We start from the raw sequence: 20,105 nt of genomic DNA, 5'->3' as shown, positions 1-20,105 counted from the left end.
ACGCCGTTTCCGAGCGCACCCGCCCGTCGTCATCGCTCCGCGCGATGCCGATCCCGGAGTCTCAGCTCAGCCCGGCGCTCCGCGCGCGCTCGACGGCCTCCGGCAGCTCCCGCAGCAGCAGCTCGATCTCGGCCTCCGTCGTGTCGAAGCCGATGGTGAAGCGGAGCGCGCCGGCCGCGACCCCGTCGTCGAGCCCCATCGCGAGCAGCACGTGCGAGGTCTCGGCGACCCCGGCCCGGCACGCGGACCCGACCGAAGCCGAGATCCCTGCCGCATCCAGCAGGAACACGAGCGAGTCCCCCTGGCACCCGGGGAACGTGAAGTGGGCGTTGCCGGGCAGCCGGTCATCGTCCGCTGCGGCACCGCGCAGCACCGCGTCGGGAACCGCCGCGCGCACGCCCGAGATCAGGCGATCCCTGAGCGCGCGGATGCGTTCGATCCGCGGAGCCTCGGGCGCGGCGAGCTCCGCCGCGAGCGCGAATCCGACCGCTCCCGCCACGTCCTGCGTGCCCGAGCGTCCGCGCTGCTGCGACCCCCCGTGCTGCAGCGGATCGATCGCGGTGCCGCGGTCGATGAGCAGCGCTCCGACCCCGACCGGCCCGCCGACCTTGTGGGCCGACAGGCTCATCAGCGCGGCGCCGCTCCCCCGGAAGTCGATCGGCAGCTGGCCGAGCGCCGCCACGGCGTCGACGTGGACCGGGATTCCTGCGGCCCTCGCGATCCCGCAGAGCGCGACGGTGTCGTTCACCGTGCCGACCTCGTTGTTCGCCGCGAGGAAGGAGATCAGAGCGACCCGATCCGCGCCGGCGTCGGCGATGGCCGCGGTCAGCGCACCGGGGGTCAGCCGTCCGGTCCCGTCCAGCGGGATCCAGCGCAGTTCCGCCCCCTGCGCGTCCCGGAGCCATTCGGCGGCCTCGATCGTCGCGTGGTGCTCGCCGTCCGCGACCAGCACCACCGGGCCGGCCCCCGCGCGACGGCGCGCCCAGAAGAGCCCCTTGAGGCCGAGGTTGATCGACTCGGTCCCGCCCGAGGTCAGCGTGACCTCGGCCGGGGTGCAGCCGAAGCGCTGCGCGAGCCCCTCGCGCGCGGCCTCGAGGCGCGCACTGGCCGCTTGGCCGTGCCCGTGGGTCGAAGCCGGATTCCCGACGGTCCGCAGCGCTTCGGTGTACCCGTCGAGGACCTCGGCGGGCATCGGAGCCGTCGCGGCATGATCGAGGTAGGCGCGCACGTCCGGACTCAGTAGAGCAGGCTCGCGAGGCGTCCCCGCGCGGCGACGACACGCGGATCGGCGGTTCCGACCACTTCGAAGTAGTCGAGCAGGCGCTCGCGGATCGCGCTCCGCTCGTCGGCGTCGGTCCGCTCCGCGAACAGCTCAAGCAGGCGCAGCAGCGCGTCCTCGACGTGACCGCCCGACAGGTCGAGGTCGGCCACCGCCAGCTGCGCTTCGATGTCCGCCGGACGATCGGCCGCAGCCGACCGGATGTCCTCGGCGGTCGCGCCCTGCAGACGGAGCAGCAGGGTCACCTGGGCGAGCGCGGCCTTCGCCTCGGCGTCCCGCGGGGACTTCGCGAGCACGTCGTGGTACGCGGCGGCAGCGGCAGCGTAGTCGCCCCGCTCCAGCGCTTCGAGGGCGGGCTTGTGCGCCTCGGGCACCTCGGGTTCGGCCGGCGCCTCCGCATCGGTCGGCGCCTCGCCGTCGAGATCCGGAGCGCTCACACGGCCGGTGACTCCCTGCTCGGCGGCGAGCTGCAGCAGCTGGACGAACACCTCGCGCACCTGAGCCTCGGGCACCGCGCCCTGGAACAGCGGGACCGGCCGGCCTCCGACGAGCGCGACGATCGTGGGGATCGACTGCGCCTGGAACGCCTGGGCGAGCCCGGGGTTCGCATCGACGTCCACCTTCGCGAGGACCAGCTGGCCCGCGCTCTGCCGCGTCACCTTCTCGAGCACGGGGCTCAGGGTCTTGCAGGGCTGGCACCACTCGGCCCAGAGGTCGATGACCACGGGCACCACGGACGAGATCTGCATCGCCTGTTCGAAGGTCGCGTCGGTGAGATCGAACACCACCGCCGGGATATCGACCACCTGTCCTCCGCCGGGCGCGCCCGCGGGCGCGCTCCCCTGCGCGGGCTGCTGGGCCCGCGCAGCGAGGTGGCTCAGATCGACCCCGCCGCCGGGGATCCGCTCGGGCATCTGCTGACTCATCTGGTTACTTCCTCGCCTCTACGAGCTCGCTGGTCACGCCGAGCCGCTGGACCTGTCCGCCGCTCGTCTTACTCGGGATGAAGAACAGGATCTGGTGCGTGACCACGCGAACCAGCTTGTCCTGACGCCCCTCGAGACCCGAGAGCGCTGTCACGCTCGCGGTCGCTGTGGGCTTGGCGCGGCCTCCGGCCGAATCCTCGATGCGCTCCTCGCGGAGGGTCGCGCTCACGAGAGCGCCGCCGACACCGGTGGACAGGCTGATCAGCTCGGAATCGCTCGGGGTCACCGTCACCGAGTACTTGACCGACTCGTTGCCGTCCTTCTTCGCCTTGGCCTGCGCCTGAGCGACCCAGGCCGCCCCGCTCTTCGTGACGAGGACGTCGTCCTGCAGGTTGAACGCGCTCGCCTCGGCGACCTTGTCGCCGCCCTGGAGGACCTTGGCGTAGTCGGCGACCGCTGCCGCCGGGGTGAGAGCGAGCGTGCTCAGATCGTCGGAGACGCGCGCGGTGCCCTCCTCCGCCGGTGCGGCGTCGGGCATCTTCTGCCCGCCTCGGAGTGCGACGACGCGCGACACCTGGAAGTTCACGTGCGGGTTGTCCTGCACGAGCATCAGCGCGAGCGTCGGCGATTCCTCCTGCTGCTGCGCGGCATCGGACTTCGTCGCGCTGGGGCTCGGCGTGGAGGCCTTCTTGACACCGGGCTCGGAGGCGACGGTCGCCAGGACCACGCGGGGCCAGTCCTCCGTGCTCTGCACCAGCTTGTAGGACTCCTGGCGGTTCGTGATGCGGGGCGGGACCACTTCGTAGTCCTTCACCTTGGCCCGGATCTTGTAGTTGGCGGTGCGCTGCTGCAGCGCGTCGCCCGTGAACCGGGCTTCGAGCTGCTTCGCGTCGAGACTGTCGTCGCCCTGGGTCGCGGCGTCCGCGACGCTGCCGATGATCCGCTTGATCTGGTCGTCGTTCACGGGGACCGGAGCGGACTTCGACGGGCTCGGACTGGTGGTCGTCTCGCTCGGAGCCGCGTCCCCGCCGAACTGGGGCCAGTAGGAGGCGGAGCAGCCGCTGAGCGCCAGGAGCCCCGCGAGCCCGATGGGGATCGCCGCGCGTCGCAGCCTGCGCGCTGCCGTGCGCTGAGCGGTACCGGAGCCCGCGTCCGCGGCCTTCGGCGCTTCGGTCGTCGTGGAGGGCGCCGCCCGTCGCTTGCCGCCGCGGCTGAAGAAGTTCCGGATGCCCTGCAGCGGGCCGCGCCGACCGCGCCGCGGACCGAGACCACGGCGGTCGTGGTCGACCGCGAGCAGGTAGAGCAGCGCTCCGATCAGAGCCAGGACGCCGCCGGCCACGAGGAACGGGCCCGCCAGCGGAGTGCTGCGGTCCTGCGCCCAGGCGAGAGCGATCTTCTGCGGCAGCGGATCCGCGCCGTTCGTCGCGACGAGGATCGACTGGTCCGACTTGAGCGCGACGGGCACCCGCAGCGTTCCGGCGCCCTCGGCGGCGGACGGGGACGCGCCCGCGTTCGACACACCCGTACCGTACTCGGCGAGCCAGAGATCGCTGCCCCGCGGGTCCAGCAGTTCAGGGGTCTTGGCTGCATCGGCCTGGGAGTCTCCGCCATCAGCGGCCTTCGGAGCCTCGGCGGCGACCGTCGCGGCGTTCAGGCGCTTCTGCTTCGTATCGACTCCGATCTCGAGGTGGCGGTACTCCGCCGCCCAGGCCTCGACATCGCGAGTCGCGCCGATCGCTGCGAAGGCGTTCTTGCCCTCGAGCACGACGCTCGGTTGCCCGGTCACCTCACCGAACGCCGAAGCCGGGATCACGGCGTAGTGCTCCTCCCCGCTCGACTTGGCCTGGTACTCGATCTCGGCCGGTCCCGCGAGGAAGGTCCGCTGGCCGATCCCGAGGATGAGCATGACGCCGGCGAGCACCAGGGCGGTGATGGCACCGAAAAACCGCACGCGGTCCTCCTTCATCGGCGGATTCGATCGCGCTCCCGCGCGTCGCACCTCGCCGTCCACAGACAATTCAAGCTTCAACGGTACCGGAGCTTTCCGAAGGGCGGGTGGGTACGTCTTCGCGTTCAGCTGAATCGCATGCGGTCCGTGCGCATCTCGACTCGAGCCGAACGGACCTGCGACGGCTCGGCCCGGGATGTCATCTCCAGTCCCTGACCGGCCGAAATGTTCTACGATGAGACAGATCTCCGGCGCGCCGACGGACCCCTCCGAAGCGTACCGGGCAGCCACCCTTCCGGAGGACCCTCGTGACCGAAGCAGATCCGCTCTTCTCGCAAGCCTTCCGCGGCTACCACCGCGGCGAAGTCGACGCGAAAGTCGGTGCGCTGTCCCAGCACATCGGCACGCTGCAGGAGCACCTCGCATCCCTGCAGGCGGCGTACCAGCAGGCCGTCCGCGACAGCGAGGAGCAGCGCACCCTCATCACCGACCTCCAGGACCAGGTGTCCGAGCTCGGCGCGAGCGGGTACTCCGGCCTCGGCCTCCGCGTCGAGAAGAGCCTGCAGATCGCAGAGGATCACGCCCACCGCCTGATGGCGCAGGCGGATCTCGACGCGGAGAAGCTGCGCCGCACCACCGAGGCCGAGACCCAGCGACTGCTGAGCCAGGCGCAGAGCCGCGCCGATGAGCTGGTGACCAGCGCCACCGAGCAGGCCGAGACCGCGGTCTCCACCGCACGCGCGGCCGCGGAACGGCTGCAGACGGAGAGCACCGCCGAGAGCGAGCGGCTGCTCGAGGAGTCCCGTCGCACCGCCGAGCTGCTGCAGGCGTCCACCGAGCGCGACGGCGCGTCCCGGACCGAGACCGCCGAAGCCGAGGCTCAGGCGATGCTCGCCCGTGCCCGTGCGGAGGTCGAACGGCTGCTCGAAGCGGCGAAGGCGTCGGCCGCCGAACTGCGCGCCACGACCGAGCGCGAGGCCGAGCAGTTCGCGCGCACGAGCGCCGAGAACGAGCGGGACTCCGCGCAGGAGCGCGCCCGTCTCGCGAGCGAAGCGGAACGGACCCGCGCGGAGTTCGCCGCCCGCCAGCAGCGCGAGGAATCCGAGCTCGAGGCGCGCTTCGCCGCTCGCGAGCGCGAACTGACCCAGGAGATGGACGGGCTCCGTCGTACCCTGAGCACCGAGATCGAGACCCTCCGTGGGCGGATCGCGCAGGAGCGCGAGGTCCACGACCGCGCCATCGCCGAGGAACGCGAGACGCACGAGCGGGGCATCGCCGAGCAGGCGCGCAGTCACGAAGAGCGCCTCGCCCAGCAGCGGGACGCCTTCGCCGCGGAGCAGGCACGCACCGATGAGGCCGCTCGCGCCCGGATCCAGTCCGCTCAGGAGCAGGCCGAACGCGAGCGCGCTCGCGCCGACGAGACCGCCGCCGCCGAGCGCACACGACTCGCTGAGGAGCAGGCCGAACGCCTCTCCGAGGATCGCGCGGCGCAGGAGCTCGAGCTCGGCCGCGCCCGCGAGCAGCACGAGTCCCGCATCGTCTCCGAGCGCGACGCCCACGACACCGCCCTCGCCGACGAGCGCGAAGCCCACGCGGCCCGCATCACCCGGGAGCTCGAGGCGCACCAGACCCGCCTGGTGAACGAGCGTGCCTCCCACGATCAGCGCATCGTCTCCGAGCGCGAGGCCCACGATGCGGCACTCGCCTCGGCGCAATCGGAGCAGGAGGCGCTGCTCGCGGACGAGCGCGCCGAGCACGACCTCCGCATCTCCACCGAGAGCGCTGAGCACGCCCAGCGCATCTCGGCCGAGCTCGGACTGCACGCGACCCGGATCGCCGACGAGCGCGAGACGCACGAGCGGCAGCTGATCGGCGAGCGCGGAACGCAGGATGCGCAGCTGGAGCAGGAGCGCCAGGCGCACGACACCGCGCTTTCCGGGGAGCGCGAAGCTCACGACGCACGTATCTCGGCGGAACGCGCGGCTCACGACGAGCAATTGGAGCGCGAGTCGACCGAGCACGCCGAACGGATCGAGCGCGAATCTGCCGAGCACGCCGAACGGATCGCTCGCGAATCCGCCGACCACGCCGACCGCATCGCTCGCGAATCCGCCGACTTGGAAGCCCGCATCGAGCGGGAGACCGCCGAGCACCGCGACCGGATCGAGCGCGAATCGACCGAGCACGCGGAGCGGATCGAACGCGAAGCCACGGATCACGCCGACCGCATCGAGCGCGAATCCGCCGACCTGGACGCCCGCGTCGAGCGGGAGTCCACGGCCCACGCCGAGCGCATCGCTCGCGAAGCCGCAGCGGCGGCGGAGCGGATCGCTTCCGAGCGGGAGGCGCACGAGCGGTCGCTCGCGGACGAGCGGCACGCGCACGACGAGTCCCTCGCCGACGAGCGGTACGCGCAGCGAACCGAGCTCGACGCCGCCCGCAACGACCAGACCGCCGCTCTCGATGCGGCGCTGACCGCGCACGAGCAGCGCATCGCCGAGGAACGCACCGCGCACGAGACCGCGCTGGAGTCCGCCCGATCGCTCCAGCACACGGAGCTGTCCCGCGAGCGCGCCGCGCTCGAGCAGGAGCTCGCCGAGCAGCGCTCGACGCACGACGAGGCCGTCGCGACCGAGCGCGCCGCGCACGAGGAAGAGCTGCGCACGGAACGGGAGGCGCAGGAGCGGCAGCTCCTCGCCCAGCGCGAGCAGCACGACTCCGCCATCGCCGCGGAACTCTCCGAGCACCGGGCGTCCCTGGACACCGAGCGCGCGGATCACGACGAGCGGATCTCGACCGAGCGCGCAGCGCACGAGCACGGGCTCGAGCAGGAGCGCGCCGAGCAGGAGCGCCGACTCGCCGCAGCGCGCAGCGCGCACGACGCGACGCTCGCCGACGAACGTACCCTGCACGACGAGACGATCGCCGCGGAGCTCGTCGAGCACCGGGCCCGCATCACCGACGAAGCCGCTGCCGAAGCGGAGCGCATGCGGATCGACCGCGAGGAAGCCGCGGCCGAACTCGGGCTCTCCCGCGAGCAGTTCGAGCTGCGCATCGACCGCGACCGCGCCCAGTTCGCCGGAGACATCTCGCGCGAGCGCGACGAGCACGAGCGCGAACTCGCAGCGGCCCGCGAACTGCACGACGAGACGCTCCGCCACGAGCGCGAGGCGGCGACCGAGCAGGTCGCCCGAGAGGTCGAATCCCGTCGGGCCGCGGTCGCCGAGGAGACCGACCTGCTGCGTGCCGACACGGTGGCCGAGCTCGCGGACTTCCGACACCGCGAGGAGACCGAGATGGCCGAGCTCCGCAGCGCGACCGCCGACTCGGTGCGCGCCGAACGCGAGCGCATCGCTGCCGAGACCGCAGAGTTCGAACGCAGCACGGCCGAGCGCCGCGAGGCCTTCGAGCAGGAGTTCGTCGCCCGGCAGCGCGAGGCCGCCGAGACCGCTCAGCGCGAACTCGACGCCGCGCGCACCCAGCTCGCCGAACTGCACGAGCGGCTCACCGCGGCGCGGGACGAGCAGCACCGCATCGAGGACGCCTCGGAGACCGAGGCCGATCGGATCCGCACCGCCGCCGAGACCGAGGCCGCGGGGATCGTGCAGGAGGCCGAGCGCCGGGCGCACGCGACCTTCACGAGCGCGGAGAACCGCGCCGCGAAGGTGCTCGCCGCGGCCGAGGACCGTATGACCCAGCTGAAGGTGGAGCGCGGCGCCGTCGCCCGCTACTTCGAGAGCCTCGGCGAGGTGCTCACCAATGCGCAGAAGATGACGTCGGCGACGCAGCAGGCCACCGACGTCCCGATCGTCGACCAGGATCCCACCGGTCCGGTCTCGGAGGACACCGATCCGGCGACCTCCGCGACGGGCGGCAGCGAGACCGACCGCTAACGGTGCGGCTCGACCCGCTCCTCGGCGACCGAGCCAGGGAGCGGCGTCGCCGCGGTTCCCACCGCGGCGACGATCTCGTCGAGCACCCGTCGCACCTGCTTCTCCCCCACCCACAGGTGGCGTCCGCCCTCGACCGGGATCATCTCGGCGCGAGGCACCGAGGCGAAGCGCTCCGCTGCCTCGGCAGGCTGCAGGTAGTCGTCGAGCTCCGGCACGATCACCACGAGCTCCGGCGCAGCGCTCGCCCACGCGGCGACCTCGGCGTCCGTCGCGCGATGGAGCGGCGGCGAGAGCAGGATCGCGCCCTCGATCGGGTGCTGCAGGCCGTACTTCAGCGCGAGCTCGGTGCCGAACGACCAGCCGACCAGCCAAGGGTTCGGCAGACCGCGCTCGGCGACGAAACGCATCGCGGCCTCGACGTCGAGCCGCTCGCCCACGCCCTCCTCGAAGGATCCATCGCTGGTGCCGCGCGGTGAGGACGTGCCGCGCGTGTTGAAGCGGAGCACCGCGAGGTCGGCGAGCTCGGGCAGACGCCACGAGGCCTTGCGGAGGACGTGCGAGTCCATGAATCCGCCGGCGGTCGGCAGCGGGTGGAGCGTCACGAGGGTGGCCTGCGGCGGACGGCCGATCGGCATCGCGAGTTCTCCGACGAGGGTGAGCCCGTCCGCGGTGCGCAGCTCGACGTTCTCCCGCTCTGCGCGCAGCACGGTTCCGCTGGTGATGTCGATCATGGGTGTCGGATCCTCTCGTCCGGCTGCGAGCCGCTCACGGCCCTCGGGCACCACACCAATATAGAAGCCGCCGGTGCGGGCGCGTTCGCCGGGGCACCCCGGCGGCTCTGCCAGGATGGAGGGATGACGATCGTTGCAGCAGCGGACGGCTCCGCACTCGGCAATCCCGGTCCCGCCGGCTGGGCCTGGGTCATCAGCGATCAGGAGTGGCGCGCCGGCGGCTGGCCCCGCGCGACGAACAACCAGGGCGAGCTCATGGCCGTCCTCGATCTGCTGCGCTCGACCGAGTCGCGACGCGACGAGCCGCTGCTCGTGCTCTGCGACAGCCAGTACGTGATCAACTCCGTCACCAAGTGGATGCCGGGTTGGAAGCGGAAGGGCTGGCGCAAGGCCGATGGCAAGCCCGTGCTGAATCGCGAACTCCTCGAGGACCTCGATGCCGCGCTCCGCGGCCGGGAGGTTCGTTTCGAGTGGGTGAAGGGGCACGCCGGGCATCCGCTCAACGAGGCTGCGGACACGCGGGCGCGGGCCGCGGCGACCGCGTACCAGCAGCGTCGGGATCCCGATTCGGGGCCCGGACTGATCGGTGCGGACCCCGTGACGGAATCGACGTCGATGCAGACACCCGCCGTCGCGCCCTCCGCGCCGTCGGTTCCCGCCCCCGGCTCCGCTGCGGAGCCATCGCTGTTCGACCTCTTCGATCTGGATGCCGATCTCTCGGCGAGCCCCGCGGGATCGGCTTCGGTCCCTCCCGAGCCGAGCGGGTCCGCTTCACCGACCGACGACGACCTGGTAGCCGAGCTCGTCGAGCTCGAGCGCATGCTCCTCGACCCTGCGGTGCGTGGTGATGCGCGCCGTCTCGATGAGCTCCTGCACCCCGAGTTCGTCGAGATCGGTGCGTCCGGTCGCGTCTGGGATCGCGAAGCGACGCTGAGCGCGCTGCCCGGAAGTCCCGCGCTCGAGGCCGACTGCGATCCGATCTCCGCGGTCGAGCTCGCGCCCGGGGTGGCGCAGCTGCTGTACCGCAGCATCGCTCGGGTCGACGGGATCACCCGTTCGTCGCTGCGCAGCTCGATCTGGCAGCGCGTCGACGGCGCGTACCGTCTCAGGTTCCACCAGGGAACCGCGGAGGCCTGAGCCGCTCGGCGTTCAGACCAGGCGCCAGCAGTGGGCGTGCCAGTGTCGACGCTCCTGCACCGCTGCGCCGTCCCCGAAGAGATGCTCGGCGCTCCAGGCCACGACGTGCGCCTGGCCCGGTGGGATCTCGTTCCCGCACGACGGGCATCGGTACGCCTTCTCCGCGCGATGCGCGGGGATCTCGCGCACGAACCACTCGCGACCCGACCGCGTCACGCGCTGGGCGCCTCCGTTCGCGAGACGGGTGACGTCGCCGCCGCGCGGAGCCTGCGCCGGACCCCGGCGATGCTTACGCGGCACGGTGCGGCCTCGGTGCGTTCATGCGGATGGCTCCGGGAGCCACCGGCCTCACCACCAGTTCTGAACGGTCCAGGCCTCGTAGGCGCCCTTCCAGCTGCCGTACCGGCTCACGGCGTAGCCGCTCGCCCACTGGAGATTCGCGACCGGATCGTAGCCGTTCCCGCCGGGAACCTTGCTGCAGGGCAGCGCCTGGGCGAGCCCGCAGGCGCCCGAGCTCGCGTTCGTCGCGTTCGGGTTCCAGGTGCTCTCGTGCGAGATGATGTAGTCGACGTAGCCCCAGTCGCTCTTCGCGATGCCCGCGGCGGCCATCCACTCGGCGGGCGAGCCCCCGCCGGTGTACATCGGCGGAGCACCCGCCCCGGCCGGAGCCGGATCCTGCGCACTCTGCTCGGAGGTGTCGGTCGCCGTCTCGGTCTTCTCGACCTTCTTGGGCTTCGCCTCGGGCACCAGCTCGATCGGCGATGCCGCGAGGTCGAAGGAGGTCTCGGTCGCCGTCGCAGGGACGAACTGCTGGTGCAGCCGCTGATCCTGGGTCGCCATGAACTCCTGGTCCGCGTAAGCGTTCGGCGCCGTATAGGGCACCACGGAGAGGGTACCGACGAAGGCGAGAACGGCGGTCGCGGAGGCCATGCCACGCACGCGTCGCCATCCCGGTGCGGGTCGGTTCTGTCGAGTCGTTGCAGTCACAATGGTCACGATTCTATCTCAATAGTGGTTGCGGCGCAGCCCGGATTCAGCTGGCGCGTCGGTTCGTCGGTGCGGTGCGTCCCGGTTCACGCGGATTCAACGGGTCGCGAGCAGCAGCACCACGACGCTGTCGAGCAGCGCATCGACCTGGTCCTCGTCGTAGCCCCGCCACTGCGAGTGGAACACCGCCGAGCGCACTTCCATGCTCGATACGGTCTCGTTGCCCTCGAACATCGCGGTGATGCGGTCGAGGAACGCGTCGACCTCGGAGATCCGGTAGCCCGTGGTCAGGAACCCCCGCCGCCGGAAGCGCCGACCGCGGTCGCGCTGCAGCCGTCCCTTCACCTCGGAGAGCAGCTGCTGCGTATCCGCCCACCAGGCGTCCTCACCGATCTCACGGATCCGTTCGCGACGCTCCCGCTCGAAGAAGACCTCCTCGAGGCGATCCATCGCGGCGTCCACGAACCGCGCGGAGTACCCGCGCCGGTGCACCGGGAACGCCGTGCGCCGTACTTCCTGCGAGGTGACGGGGCTCGCGAGCGACGGATCGCCCTCGTACGTGCGACGCGCCTGCAGCAGGAACTGGTCGACGTCGGCGGTGCGGTAGCCGAGCTGCTTGCGGCCGGCCCTCGGGAAGGAGGTGTCGGCTGCTCCCCCGCCGAGCTGCTGGCTCGGCACCGGTGCGGTATCTGCTTCGACCGGGTCCCCGACCGGGATCGGCGTCGTGCCCGCGGCGCCGTCGATCGGCGCTCCCGCGGTCATGCCGCCGCTCCGAGCGCCAGCGCGACGCCGTACACGGCGACCGCAGAGGGCAGCAGCGAATCGAGACGGTCGAGCAGACCGCCGTGACCGGGGATCCACGAACTCATGTCTTTGACTCCCAGATTCCGTTTGATGAGCGACTCGGTGAGGTCTCCGCCGGTCGCGGTCAGCAGTACCAGCACGCCGATGATCGCACCGACCCACCAGGATTCCTCAAGCGCGAAGATCGAGGCGAGCACGCCGGAGGCGAGCGCCACGACCGCGGCTCCCGCGAATCCTTCCCACGTCTTGTTCGGGCTGATCCGCGGTGTCATCTTGTGCTTGCCGAGCGTCACTCCCGCGGCGTACGCGCCGATATCGACCGAGACCACGACGAGCACGAGCGTGAACACCCACCACTCGCCCCGGTCGGACATGAGCAGCAGCACGCTGAACGAACCGAGGAACGCGACGTAGACGAGGGTGAACAGCCCCGAGAAGACGTCCCGGTTGAGCGTCTTCGGCGGGGTCTCCCACTGCGGGAAGAGCCCCTCGATCAGCCGCCAGACGGTGAGCAGGATCGAGCCCGCGAAGAGGCCGAGCACCATGCCCGCCGCACCGTAGAAGTAGGCGCCGCCCACCACGATGAGTCCGCCGAGCACGACCCCGACTCTCGGGACCCGGCGTCCCGCGGTGCGGAACGCGGCCGCGAGTTCAACGAGCGCGACCGAGACGATCGCGGCGACGAGCAGCGCGAAGAGATCCTTCCAGATGAACAGGCTCACCAGGAAGAGCGCGCCGAAGGCGACGCCCGAACCGACCGCGAGGAACAGGTTGCGTCCCGCACGGGCTTCGATCTTGGCGTTGGTGGCTTCGAGCTGTGCGCGAAGCTCCTCGCGCCGCTCGGCGCCCGACATCTGGATTAGACCTCCAGCAGCTCGGTCTCTTTGCGCTTCATCGCATCATCGACCTGGTCGATGATCTGCTTGGTGAGCGCCTCGAGCTCCTTCTCGGCACGCACGACGTCGTCTTCGCCGACCTCGCTCTTGAGCGCGTCGAGATCGTCCTTGGCGCGGCGGCGCAGGTTGCGCACGGCGACTCGGGCGTCCTCGGCCTTGGCCTTGACGATCTTGACGAACTCCTTGCGGCGCTCCTCGGTGAGCTCGGGCAGGTTCACGCGGATCACGGAACCGTCGTTCGAGGGGTTGGCCCCGAGGTTCGGCATGTCGCGGATCGCCTGCTCGATGTCCTTCATCGCACCCTTGTCGTAGGGGGTGATGATCAGGCTGCGCGCGTCCTGGTTGGCGACCGCGGCCAGCTGCGGGAGCGGCGTCGGGGTGCCGTAGTAGTCGACCAGCACGCCCTGGAGCAGTGCGGGGTTGGCACGGCCGGTGCGCACCGTGGCGAAGCTCTCCTTCGCGGATTCGACCGCCTTGTTCATGCGGTCCTTGACGTCGGCGAAGACCTCATCGATCACGGTGCGCCCCTTTCTGAAGTGAATGTTTCAAGCTTAGCGGTGGACGAGCGTTCCCAGACGCTCTCCACGGATGGCCAGGGTGACATTGCCAGCGGGCTCCATGCCGAACACGCGCATCGGCATGCCGTTGTCCATGCAGAGGCTGAACGCGGTCGAGTCGACGACCTTGAGGCCGCGCACGAGCGCGTCGTTGTAGCTGATCTCGTCGAGCAGCTGGGCGTCCGGATCCTGGCGCGGGTCGGCGGTGTAGACGCCGTCGACGCCGTTCTTGGCGACGAGCACCTCGTCGGCCTGGATCTCGAGGGCGCGCTGCGCCGCGACCGTGTCGGTCGAGAAGTAGGGCAGGCCGGCGCCGGCACCGAAGATGACCACGCGCCCCTTCTCGAGGTGCCGGACGGCGCGCAGCGGGATGTAGGTCTCGGCGACCTGGGTCATGGTGATCGCGGACTGCACGCGGCTCGAGACGCCGGCCTGCTCCAGGAAGTCCTGCAGCGCGAGCGCGTTCATGACCGTTCCGAGCATGCCCATGTAGTCGGCTCGAGCACGGTCCATGCCGCGCTGCGAGAGCTCGGCGCCGCGGAAGAAGTTACCGCCGCCGACGACCACCGCGACCTCCGCGGTCTCCATCGCGGCCGCGATCTCGCGCGCGATCTGACTCACGACGTCGGGGTTGACCCCGAGCGTCCCTCCGCCGAACGCCTCCCCCGACAGCTTCAGCAGAACGCGGCGCTTGCGGGTGGCGGTCGAGGTCATCGGAGGTCTCCTTCGGGTTGGGCTGAGTGAATTCTAGTGTCTGGACATGGAGAGAGACCCGGGTCACCAGGACCCGGGTCTCTCTGCATCAGCGGTTAGGCGCCGACCTTGCCGCGTGCGAAGCCGGTCACGGTGATGCCTGCGGCATCGGCGACCTTCTTGACCTCGCGCTTGTCGGCGTCGAGCGCGTGCACCTGCTCGTTGAGCGCGATCTGCTTGAAGAACGCGGTGAGGCGACCCTCGACGATCTTCGGCAGTGCAGCCTCGGGCTTGCCCTCGTTCTTCGAGATCTCGGTGACGAGCGCGCGCTCCTTCTCGACCTCGGCCTCGGGAACGTCCTCGCGGTTCAGGTACACCGGATCGGCGAACGAGATGTGACGGGCGATGCTGAGCGCAGCATCGGCGTCGGCACCCTCGTAGCCCACGACCACGCCGATCTGCGGGGGCAGATCCTTCGAGGTCTGGTGCAGGTAGACGGCGGTGGCGGGAGCCTCGATGCGGGTCACCTTGCGGAGCACGATGCGCTCGCCGATGATCGCGGCCTCGTCGTTGATGACGTCGCCCACGGTCTTGCCGTCGAGGGGTGCCGCGAGGGCCTCCTCGGCGGTGCCCGCACCGGCGGTGGCGATCGCCTCGAGGACGCGATCCGCCAGGGCGATGAACTTCTCGTTCTTCGCGACGAAGTCGGTCTCGCAGACGAGCTCGATCATCGTGGCAGCGCCCTCGGTCTGCTTGACCGCGACGAGACCCTCGCTCGCCTCGCGGTCGCCGCGCTTCGCGACGCCCTTCAGGCCCTTGAGACGCAGGATCTCGATGGCCTTCTCGATGTCGCCCTCAGCCTCGACCAGAGCGTTCTTGCTGTCGACCATTCCTGCGCCGAGACGATCGCGCAGTTCCTTCACAGCGGCCATGCTCACTGCAGCCATGTGTGACTCCTTCAGGATTGTGGTGTGTCGGTTCTGTCGGTGGTTCGGAAACCGATTACTCGGCAGACTCGGCGGGAGCCTCGGTCGCCGCGGCGGCCTCGGCTGCGGGTGCCTCGACTGCGGGCGCCTCGGCGGCCTGGTCGGCGTTCAGCAGCTCGACCTCCCACTCGGCGAGCGGCTCGGCGGCGGTCTCGCCCTCGGCCGGCTTCTGGTGGCGCTCCATGAGGCCCTCAGCGGCGGCGTCGGCGATCACGCGGGTGAGCAGCGACACCGAGCGGATGGCGTCGTCGTTGCCGGGGATCGGGAAGGTGACCTCGTCGGGATCGCAGTTGGTGTCGAGGATCGCGATCACGGGGATCCCGAGCTTCTTCGCCTCGTCGATCGCGAGGTGCTCCTTCTTGGTGTCGACGACCCAGAGCGCCGACGGCGTCTTGGTCATGTGACGGATGCCGCCGAGCGACTTCTGCAGCTTCTCGAGCTCGCGCTTCTTGAGCAGGAGCTCCTTCTTGGTGAAGCCGCTGGTGCCGCCCTCGAAGTCGAGCTGCTCGAGCTCCTTCATGCGCTCGAGGCGCTTGGTGACGGTCTGGAAGTTGGTGAGGAGACCGCCGAGCCAGCGCTGGTTCACGTAGGGCTGGTTCACGCGAGCGGCCTGCTCGGCGATGGCCTCCTGGGCCTGCTTCTTCGTGCCGACGAAGAGGATGTTGCCGCCGCGGGCGACGGTGTTCTTGACGAACTCGTACGCGTCGTCGATGTAGCCGAGCGACTGCTGGAGGTCGATGATGTAGATGCCCGAGCGCTCGGTGAAGATGAAGCGCTTCATCTTGGGGTTCCAGCGACGGGTCTGGTGTCCGAAGTGGACGCCGCTGTCGAGCAGCTGGCGGATGGTGACGACGGCCATGGTCGTTCTCCTTGGTGTCAGCGCACCGAACGGTGCGCGCTTGCGGTTGAGTGCCGGTCGCGATGCGACCGATTCCTGGTGCCCTCGGGATCCGCCGCTTCCCCATGCACACCTCACGAAGAACCGCGAGGGAAGTGCTCGGTGAAGACCGGTGGCGGCGCGCCGATGAGCGGGCACGCGAAGTCACCCCATAAGAGGTGCCCCACAAGCATACACGGATTGCCGATACGCGGCACCGTCGAACGCGCTCCGGCGCGCCTCCGAGAGCCGCTTCTGCTTCCCCAAGCAGCGTCGGCGCATCCGGTCATGCCTTCTCGCCCGATCTCCTGTGGAGTCGGCACCGCGCACACCCACCCGACCGCAGACTTCACGCATGCCCCTCCCTCTCCGATTCCGTGCACGGCCGCTGCTCGCGCCCGTCGCCGCACTGCTCCTCTCCTGGTCGACCGCGTCGACCGCCGGGCCGTCTGCAGCGACGCCGCCGGTCCAGCCGAGCGAGCGGGTGGCTTGGTCTTCGCCCGTTCCCGGGCCCTTCCGGGTCATCGGTCCGTATCGGGCGCCGCCCTCGCCTTACGCGTCGGGGCACCGAGGAATCGATGTACCCGCGTTTCCCGGCGGACCGGTGCGCGCGCCCGCCCGCGGAACGGTCGCCTTCGCGGGAACCGTGGTGGATCGGCCGGTGCTCTCCATCAGGATCGATGAGCGTACGGTGCTCTCGATCGAGCCGGTCGAATCGACGCTCGTCGCAGGCACGCCGCTGGCCGCAGGCGACACCGTCGGCGTCGTCGCTCAGGGCGGCCATTGCACGGACGAGTGCATCCATATCGGGGTGCGCGTCGACGGCGAGTACGCGAATCCGGTGAGGTTCTTCGTGTCGAAGCCGAGGCTCCTCCCCTGGTCGAGTTCGACCGTTTCGATGCCGAGTCCGGTGCGCGGTCGCGATCCGGGGCGCGGACGGAGGCCGCATCGGGGCGATGGGGTCGCCTCGCGCTGCGAAGAGCCGCGTCGCGGGCACGCCGACCCGCCGGCGGCCGTGACACGGGTTACGCGCGTGGGTGCGCCTGCCGATAGCTCTGCGCGAGGCGCTCGGTCGAGACGTGGGTGTATACCTGGGTGCTCGCGAGGCTCGAGTGGCCGAGCATCTCCTGGACGACGCGCAGGTCCGCGCCTCCGTTCAGCAGGTGCGTCGCGGCCGTGTGCCGGAGCGTGTGCGGGCCTCGGGGCCCGCTCCCGGGTTCCTGCTCGAGCGAACGTGCGACCAGGCGGTAGATCTGGTGCGTCTGGATCCGGCTTCCGGATGCCGAGAGGAACACCGCCGCCCCTGCTCGCTCACGTTCGGCCTTCGAGGCGTTCGCGGTGTCCGTGGCAGCGCTCAGCAGATCCGGCCTGGCGCTCGTCAGATACTGTTCGAGCGCGAGCGCGGCGGGGGCGCCGAACGGGACGACCCGTTCTTTCGCGCCTTTACCGACGACGCGCACGGTGCGCTGGGTGCGATCCAGTCCCGAGAGGTCGAGGCCGCACACTTCGGAGACGCGAAGCGCCGTCGCGTAGAGCAGTTCGAGAAGGGCTCGATCCCGTACCGCGATCGGGTCTCCGGTCTGCGCCAGGCCGTCGGCACGGTCGAGGATGCGCGAGATCTGATCATCGGAGAGCACTCTCGGGAGGGCGCGCGGGGCTTTCGGCGTCCGGAGTCGGGATGCCGGGTTTCCCGCGACGAGCCGATGCTGTTCGAGCCATTTCCCGAACGATTTGAGCGTCGCGACGTTGCGTGCGAGGGTGCTCTGCGCGAGTCCCTGTTCCTGGCGGGACCAGAGCCAATCCCGGAGCGCTTCGAGCCCGAGTCCGGATACGTCCGAGTCCGGCCCCGAGTCGGGGTCCGACGCTTCGAGGTACTCCGAGAAGGAGAGGAGGTCTCGACGGTAGGCGCGAACGGTCTGCGGCGAGTAGCCGTACTCGAACTCGACTGCCGTGAGGAAGCCGTCGATCGCCGTGCCGAGGTTCATGCTCCCATTCTGGCGCTGCCGGCGAAATCGTGCGCGCTGCTGCCCGTGTCGGTGACTGCGGTTTCTCGCGGGCTACGCCGCACACGCGCTGCTAGCCTGTGGAAATGCCGACCAGATCGACCCGCATGCCGTCTCGACGGACTGTTCGCGAACGGGGCTCAGGGCTGACGGTCGAACTGCTCACGGAACGCGGGCGAGACGAGATCGCGGTCGATGCCACCGCTCGAACTGCGGGACTCCCGGGGCGCACGCCTTCCTGTTGCCGTTGCTTCGGCGCGGAGGCGAGGCCGTTCGGAGACCGATTCCGCGCGGTTCACGAGACGTTCGACGCACTCCGGCCTGGGCGCTTCTGCTGCGGTGGTTCTTGTGACGGCAACCCGGAGGCCCTCCGATGAATAGTGCAATGCCCTCTCTGAACGTCTTGATCGTCGGAGCGAGTCGCGGCCTAGGGCTCGCTCGCGCCTCCGCGATGCTCGAGGACGGACATCGTGTCTTCGGTGTTTCCCGCGGCGCGAACCCGCCGGAGGAACTCGCCGCAGACGCACGCAGCGGCTCTCTGTCCTGGATCGGCGCCGACTTCTCCGATCCGCGCGGAGCCGCAGCGTCGATCGCCGAGGCCCTTCCGCCGACGCTCGACGTGATCTTCTACAACCTCGGGATCTGGGAGGAGACCGCCTTTTCCGAGGAGTACGACTTCCTCGGGTCCGGCGCGGAGGAGGTCGAGGCGCTGGTGACCGCGAACGTCACCGGCCCGCTGCTCTTGCTGCACCGTCTGCTGCCGTCGCTCTTGGCGAGTTCGCATCCGCGGGTGATTCTCACCGGCTCGACCTCCGGGGTGCCGCGCAGCGGCCGGCCGGAAGTCGCGTTCGGTGCTTCCAAGTTCGCTCTCACCGGCATCGCCGACGCTCTGCGTGAGGGCTACCGTCAGCACCGCCTCTCGGTGAGCGTGCTGCAATTGGGGTTCTTGAACACCGAGGACCCCCTGTCGGTCCCGGTGGAAGAAGCAGCGGCTCGCGGTGCAGGCACGCTCATTCCGGTGCATGACGTCGTCGAGGTCGTGCGCACGATGATGCGCCTCTCCCCCGCGTCCTTCGTGCGAGAGCTCGTGCTCCCGGCGATTCTCGACGAACGTTTCTGATCCGAGCGCCCCGTCCCTTCACCCGCGCCGCTCCCGTCCGGCTCGGCAGAACGCCCACTGGTGTTCATAGCTATCCGGCCGTTCGCGCTTCTCGATCAGACCGAGCAGTTCCAGCTCCGCGAGCGCTTCACGGGCGTCCCTGGGCGCGACACCCGCGAGTTGCACGATCGCGTCCAGCCCGCGTGCTCCTCGAAGCGGGAGCGCATCGAGGATGCGTCGGTGCATGATCGGAGAACGCTGGGGCCCACCTGCGGTTCCACCCGGGGAGGAATCCGCGTCGATCGGACCATTGCGATTGCCCCGCGAGTTCACCTGCGTCCCCGGGGCTTCGACGGCCAGGTCCAGGCCGACGAGCTCGCAGGCATCGCTCGGAGACGTGACGAGCGATGCGAAGTACTCGCGAATCAGCCGGTGGCACCCGGCGGAGGCCGCCGATGTGATCGGACCGGGCACGGCGCCCAGCGCACGTCCGAGCTGCGCCGCGTGCCCTGCCGTGTTCAACGAGCCGGACCTGATGCCCGCTTCGGTGACCAGCGTCGCAGCGGAGAGCGCTGCCACGAGACGGTTGCGCTGTAGGAACCGCCATCGTGTCGGCGCAGTGCCCGGGACGACCTCCGAGCAGACTGCCCCGTGCTCCGCGATTCGATCGATGAGATCCGAGTTGCCCATGGGGTACGGACGCTCGGCTCCGCCGGCAAGCACCGCCACCGTCGGAGCGCCTGCGGCGAGCGCGGCGCGGTGAGCCGCTGCGTCGATTCCGTAGGCTGCTCCGGAGACGATGGATGCGCCCGCGACGCACACTCCTGAGGTGAGTTCCGCGGTGGTGTGCGTTCCGTACGGAGTTGCGGCTCGCGCCCCGACGATCGCCAGCGAATGCAGTCCGAGTGCGCGCGGGTCTCCGCGCACCCACAGCATGACCGGCGCGTGTGGCCCGAGGTCGTGGAGCTGTTCCGGCCAGGTTCCGTCTCCGGGGAATACGGGTTGCAGGCCGGCCTGAGCCGCTCGTTCGAGGTCGGCGAGCGTCGCGTTGCGGTCCAGACGCGGTTTCCAGCGTTCGAGTGCGGCGTGGAGCGATCGATTCTGGGGCGCGGCATGCGGGTCCGCTTCCGTCCATGCCCGGGCGACCTGCTCGGGTGAGGCTCCGGCAAGAAGCAGTTTCAGCGCGGTCGACGCGCCCACTGCTGCGATGAGGGCCCCTGCGGTTCCGTCTCCGGGTTCGAGGATGCGCGACCATGCCACTCGGGCGATCCTCGCCTCGTCGGCGCCCG

General features: G+C 70.3%; 17 protein-coding genes and 1 pseudogene. 4 read left to right on the top strand and 14 right to left on the bottom strand.

Annotated features, from left to right (window positions below; all coding sequences use genetic code 11):
• Positions 1 to 61 precede the first annotated feature (61 nt).
• The 3 genes from XM48_RS10020 to XM48_RS10010 are packed head-to-tail and all read right to left on the bottom strand — an operon-like array spanning position 62 to position 4,156.
• A complete protein-coding gene (locus tag XM48_RS10020) occupies positions 62 to 1,228 on the bottom strand; it encodes a cysteine desulfurase family protein (protein WP_084821109.1) in 1,167 nt (388 codons plus the stop codon).
• 8 nt (positions 1,229 to 1,236) lie between these two features.
• On the bottom strand, positions 1,237 to 2,205 hold the full coding sequence (locus XM48_RS10015; RefSeq protein ID WP_046455663.1) for a tetratricopeptide repeat protein: 969 nt from the start codon (positions 2,203 to 2,205) through the stop codon (positions 1,237 to 1,239).
• 4 nt (positions 2,206 to 2,209) lie between these two features.
• Complete coding sequence (locus tag XM48_RS10010; RefSeq protein ID WP_046455684.1) at positions 2,210 to 4,156, bottom strand: hypothetical protein; 1,947 nt, start codon at positions 4,154 to 4,156, stop codon at positions 2,210 to 2,212.
• Between the two features lie 305 nt (positions 4,157 to 4,461).
• Between XM48_RS10010 and XM48_RS10005 the strand changes: the two genes are divergently transcribed.
• The gene (locus XM48_RS10005) at positions 4,462 to 8,046 is read left to right on the top strand and encodes a hypothetical protein (RefSeq protein WP_052961431.1); all 3,585 of its coding nucleotides are present in this window, start codon (positions 4,462 to 4,464) and stop codon (positions 8,044 to 8,046) included.
• On the opposite strand, the gene XM48_RS10000 is transcribed toward XM48_RS10005, so the two are convergent.
• The gene (locus tag XM48_RS10000; protein WP_046455662.1) at positions 8,043 to 8,777 is read right to left on the bottom strand and encodes an alpha/beta hydrolase; all 735 of its coding nucleotides are present in this window, start codon (positions 8,775 to 8,777) and stop codon (positions 8,043 to 8,045) included. The two genes, XM48_RS10005 and XM48_RS10000, sit on opposite strands and share 4 nt — an antisense overlap.
• Positions 8,778 to 8,900: 123 nt before the next feature.
• On the opposite strand from XM48_RS10000, the gene XM48_RS09995 reads away from it, so the two are divergent.
• Positions 8,901 to 9,914, top strand: coding sequence for a ribonuclease HI family protein (locus XM48_RS09995; protein WP_046455661.1), 1,014 nt, complete (start codon positions 8,901 to 8,903; stop codon positions 9,912 to 9,914).
• Positions 9,915 to 9,926: 12 nt separating this feature from the next.
• On the opposite strand, the gene XM48_RS09990 is transcribed toward XM48_RS09995, so the two are convergent.
• From XM48_RS09990 to rpsB, 8 genes are all read right to left on the bottom strand, one after another.
• Positions 9,927 to 10,214 carry a hypothetical protein gene (locus XM48_RS09990; protein WP_046455660.1) on the bottom strand — a complete coding sequence of 96 codons (288 nt, stop codon included), beginning with the start codon at positions 10,212 to 10,214 and terminating at the stop codon, positions 9,927 to 9,929.
• A gap of 48 nt (positions 10,215 to 10,262) precedes the next feature.
• A complete protein-coding gene (locus tag XM48_RS09985; RefSeq protein ID WP_084821108.1) occupies positions 10,263 to 10,844 on the bottom strand; it encodes a transglycosylase SLT domain-containing protein in 582 nt (193 codons plus the stop codon).
• Positions 10,845 to 10,997: 153 nt separating this feature from the next.
• Positions 10,998 to 11,663, bottom strand: a complete 666-nt coding sequence (locus XM48_RS09980) for a DivIVA domain-containing protein (protein WP_084821107.1) — start codon at positions 11,661 to 11,663, stop codon at positions 10,998 to 11,000.
• Entirely contained in the window at positions 11,660 to 12,559 is a 900-nt protein-coding gene (locus XM48_RS09975; RefSeq protein WP_046455659.1) for a phosphatidate cytidylyltransferase, read from the bottom strand. Before XM48_RS09975 ends, XM48_RS09980 begins: the two co-directional genes overlap by 4 nt.
• A gap of 5 nt (positions 12,560 to 12,564) precedes the next feature.
• Entirely contained in the window at positions 12,565 to 13,119 is a 555-nt protein-coding gene (frr, locus tag XM48_RS09970; protein ID WP_046455658.1) for a ribosome recycling factor, read from the bottom strand.
• 33 nt (positions 13,120 to 13,152) lie between these two features.
• Positions 13,153 to 13,872: a UMP kinase gene (gene pyrH, locus XM48_RS09965; protein ID WP_046455657.1), complete on the bottom strand. Its 720-nt coding sequence runs from the start codon at positions 13,870 to 13,872 to the stop codon at positions 13,153 to 13,155.
• A 95-nt stretch (positions 13,873 to 13,967) separates the two neighbouring features.
• Positions 13,968 to 14,798, bottom strand: a complete 831-nt coding sequence (gene tsf / locus XM48_RS09960; RefSeq protein ID WP_046455656.1) for a translation elongation factor Ts — start codon at positions 14,796 to 14,798, stop codon at positions 13,968 to 13,970.
• Positions 14,799 to 14,853: 55 nt separating this feature from the next.
• Positions 14,854 to 15,696: a 30S ribosomal protein S2 gene (gene rpsB, locus XM48_RS09955; protein WP_046455655.1), complete on the bottom strand. Its 843-nt coding sequence runs from the start codon at positions 15,694 to 15,696 to the stop codon at positions 14,854 to 14,856.
• A gap of 373 nt (positions 15,697 to 16,069) precedes the next feature.
• Here rpsB and XM48_RS18685 point away from each other — a divergent pair.
• Positions 16,070 to 16,543, top strand: a pseudogene (locus XM48_RS18685) (peptidoglycan DD-metalloendopeptidase family protein); the annotation flags it as partial.
• A gap of 196 nt (positions 16,544 to 16,739) precedes the next feature.
• Here the strand turns inward: XM48_RS18685 and XM48_RS09950 are convergent.
• Complete coding sequence (locus XM48_RS09950; protein WP_046455654.1) at positions 16,740 to 17,699, bottom strand: tyrosine recombinase; 960 nt, start codon at positions 17,697 to 17,699, stop codon at positions 16,740 to 16,742.
• Between the two features lie 391 nt (positions 17,700 to 18,090).
• Here XM48_RS09950 and XM48_RS09945 point away from each other — a divergent pair, with 391 nt between their 5' ends.
• A complete protein-coding gene (locus XM48_RS09945; RefSeq protein ID WP_336653279.1) occupies positions 18,091 to 18,837 on the top strand; it encodes an SDR family NAD(P)-dependent oxidoreductase in 747 nt (248 codons plus the stop codon).
• Positions 18,838 to 18,855: 18 nt separating this feature from the next.
• Here the strand turns inward: XM48_RS09945 and dprA are convergent, their stop codons facing one another.
• Complete coding sequence (dprA, locus tag XM48_RS09940; RefSeq protein WP_052961430.1) at positions 18,856 to 20,076, bottom strand: DNA-processing protein DprA; 1,221 nt, start codon at positions 20,074 to 20,076, stop codon at positions 18,856 to 18,858.
• Positions 20,077 to 20,105 lie beyond the last annotated feature (29 nt).

The organism is Leucobacter sp. Ag1 (genome assembly GCF_000980875.1).
Taxonomy (GTDB): Bacteria; Actinomycetota; Actinomycetes; order Actinomycetales; family Microbacteriaceae; genus Leucobacter; species Leucobacter iarius.
Note: the sequence above shows the minus strand (reverse complement) of the source record. Positions and strands in the feature narration are given on the sequence as shown.

Bases quoted from the DNA above. Each gene is read 5' to 3' on its own strand.
- XM48_RS10015 (WP_046455663.1), bottom strand. From the start codon at position 2,205: ATGAGTCAGCAGATGCCCGAGCGGATCCCCGGCGGCGGGGTCGATCTG.
- XM48_RS10000 (WP_046455662.1), bottom strand. From the start codon at position 8,777: ATGATCGACATCACCAGCGGAACCGTGCTGCGCGCAGAGCGGGAGAAC.
- XM48_RS09995 (WP_046455661.1), top strand. From the start codon at position 8,901: ATGACGATCGTTGCAGCAGCGGACGGCTCCGCACTCGGCAATCCCGGT.
- XM48_RS09985 (WP_084821108.1), bottom strand. From the start codon at position 10,844: ATGGCCTCCGCGACCGCCGTTCTCGCCTTCGTCGGTACCCTCTCCGTG.
- XM48_RS09980 (WP_084821107.1), bottom strand. From the start codon at position 11,663: ATGACCGCGGGAGCGCCGATCGACGGCGCCGCGGGCACGACGCCGATC.
- XM48_RS09975 (WP_046455659.1), bottom strand. From the start codon at position 12,559: ATGTCGGGCGCCGAGCGGCGCGAGGAGCTTCGCGCACAGCTCGAAGCC.
- pyrH (WP_046455657.1), bottom strand. From the start codon at position 13,872: ATGACCTCGACCGCCACCCGCAAGCGCCGCGTTCTGCTGAAGCTGTCG.
- tsf (WP_046455656.1), bottom strand. From the start codon at position 14,798: ATGGCTGCAGTGAGCATGGCCGCTGTGAAGGAACTGCGCGATCGTCTC.
- rpsB (WP_046455655.1), bottom strand. From the start codon at position 15,696: ATGGCCGTCGTCACCATCCGCCAGCTGCTCGACAGCGGCGTCCACTTC.
- XM48_RS09950 (WP_046455654.1), bottom strand. From the start codon at position 17,699: ATGAACCTCGGCACGGCGATCGACGGCTTCCTCACGGCAGTCGAGTTC.
- XM48_RS09945 (WP_336653279.1), top strand. From the start codon at position 18,091: ATGAATAGTGCAATGCCCTCTCTGAACGTCTTGATCGTCGGAGCGAGT.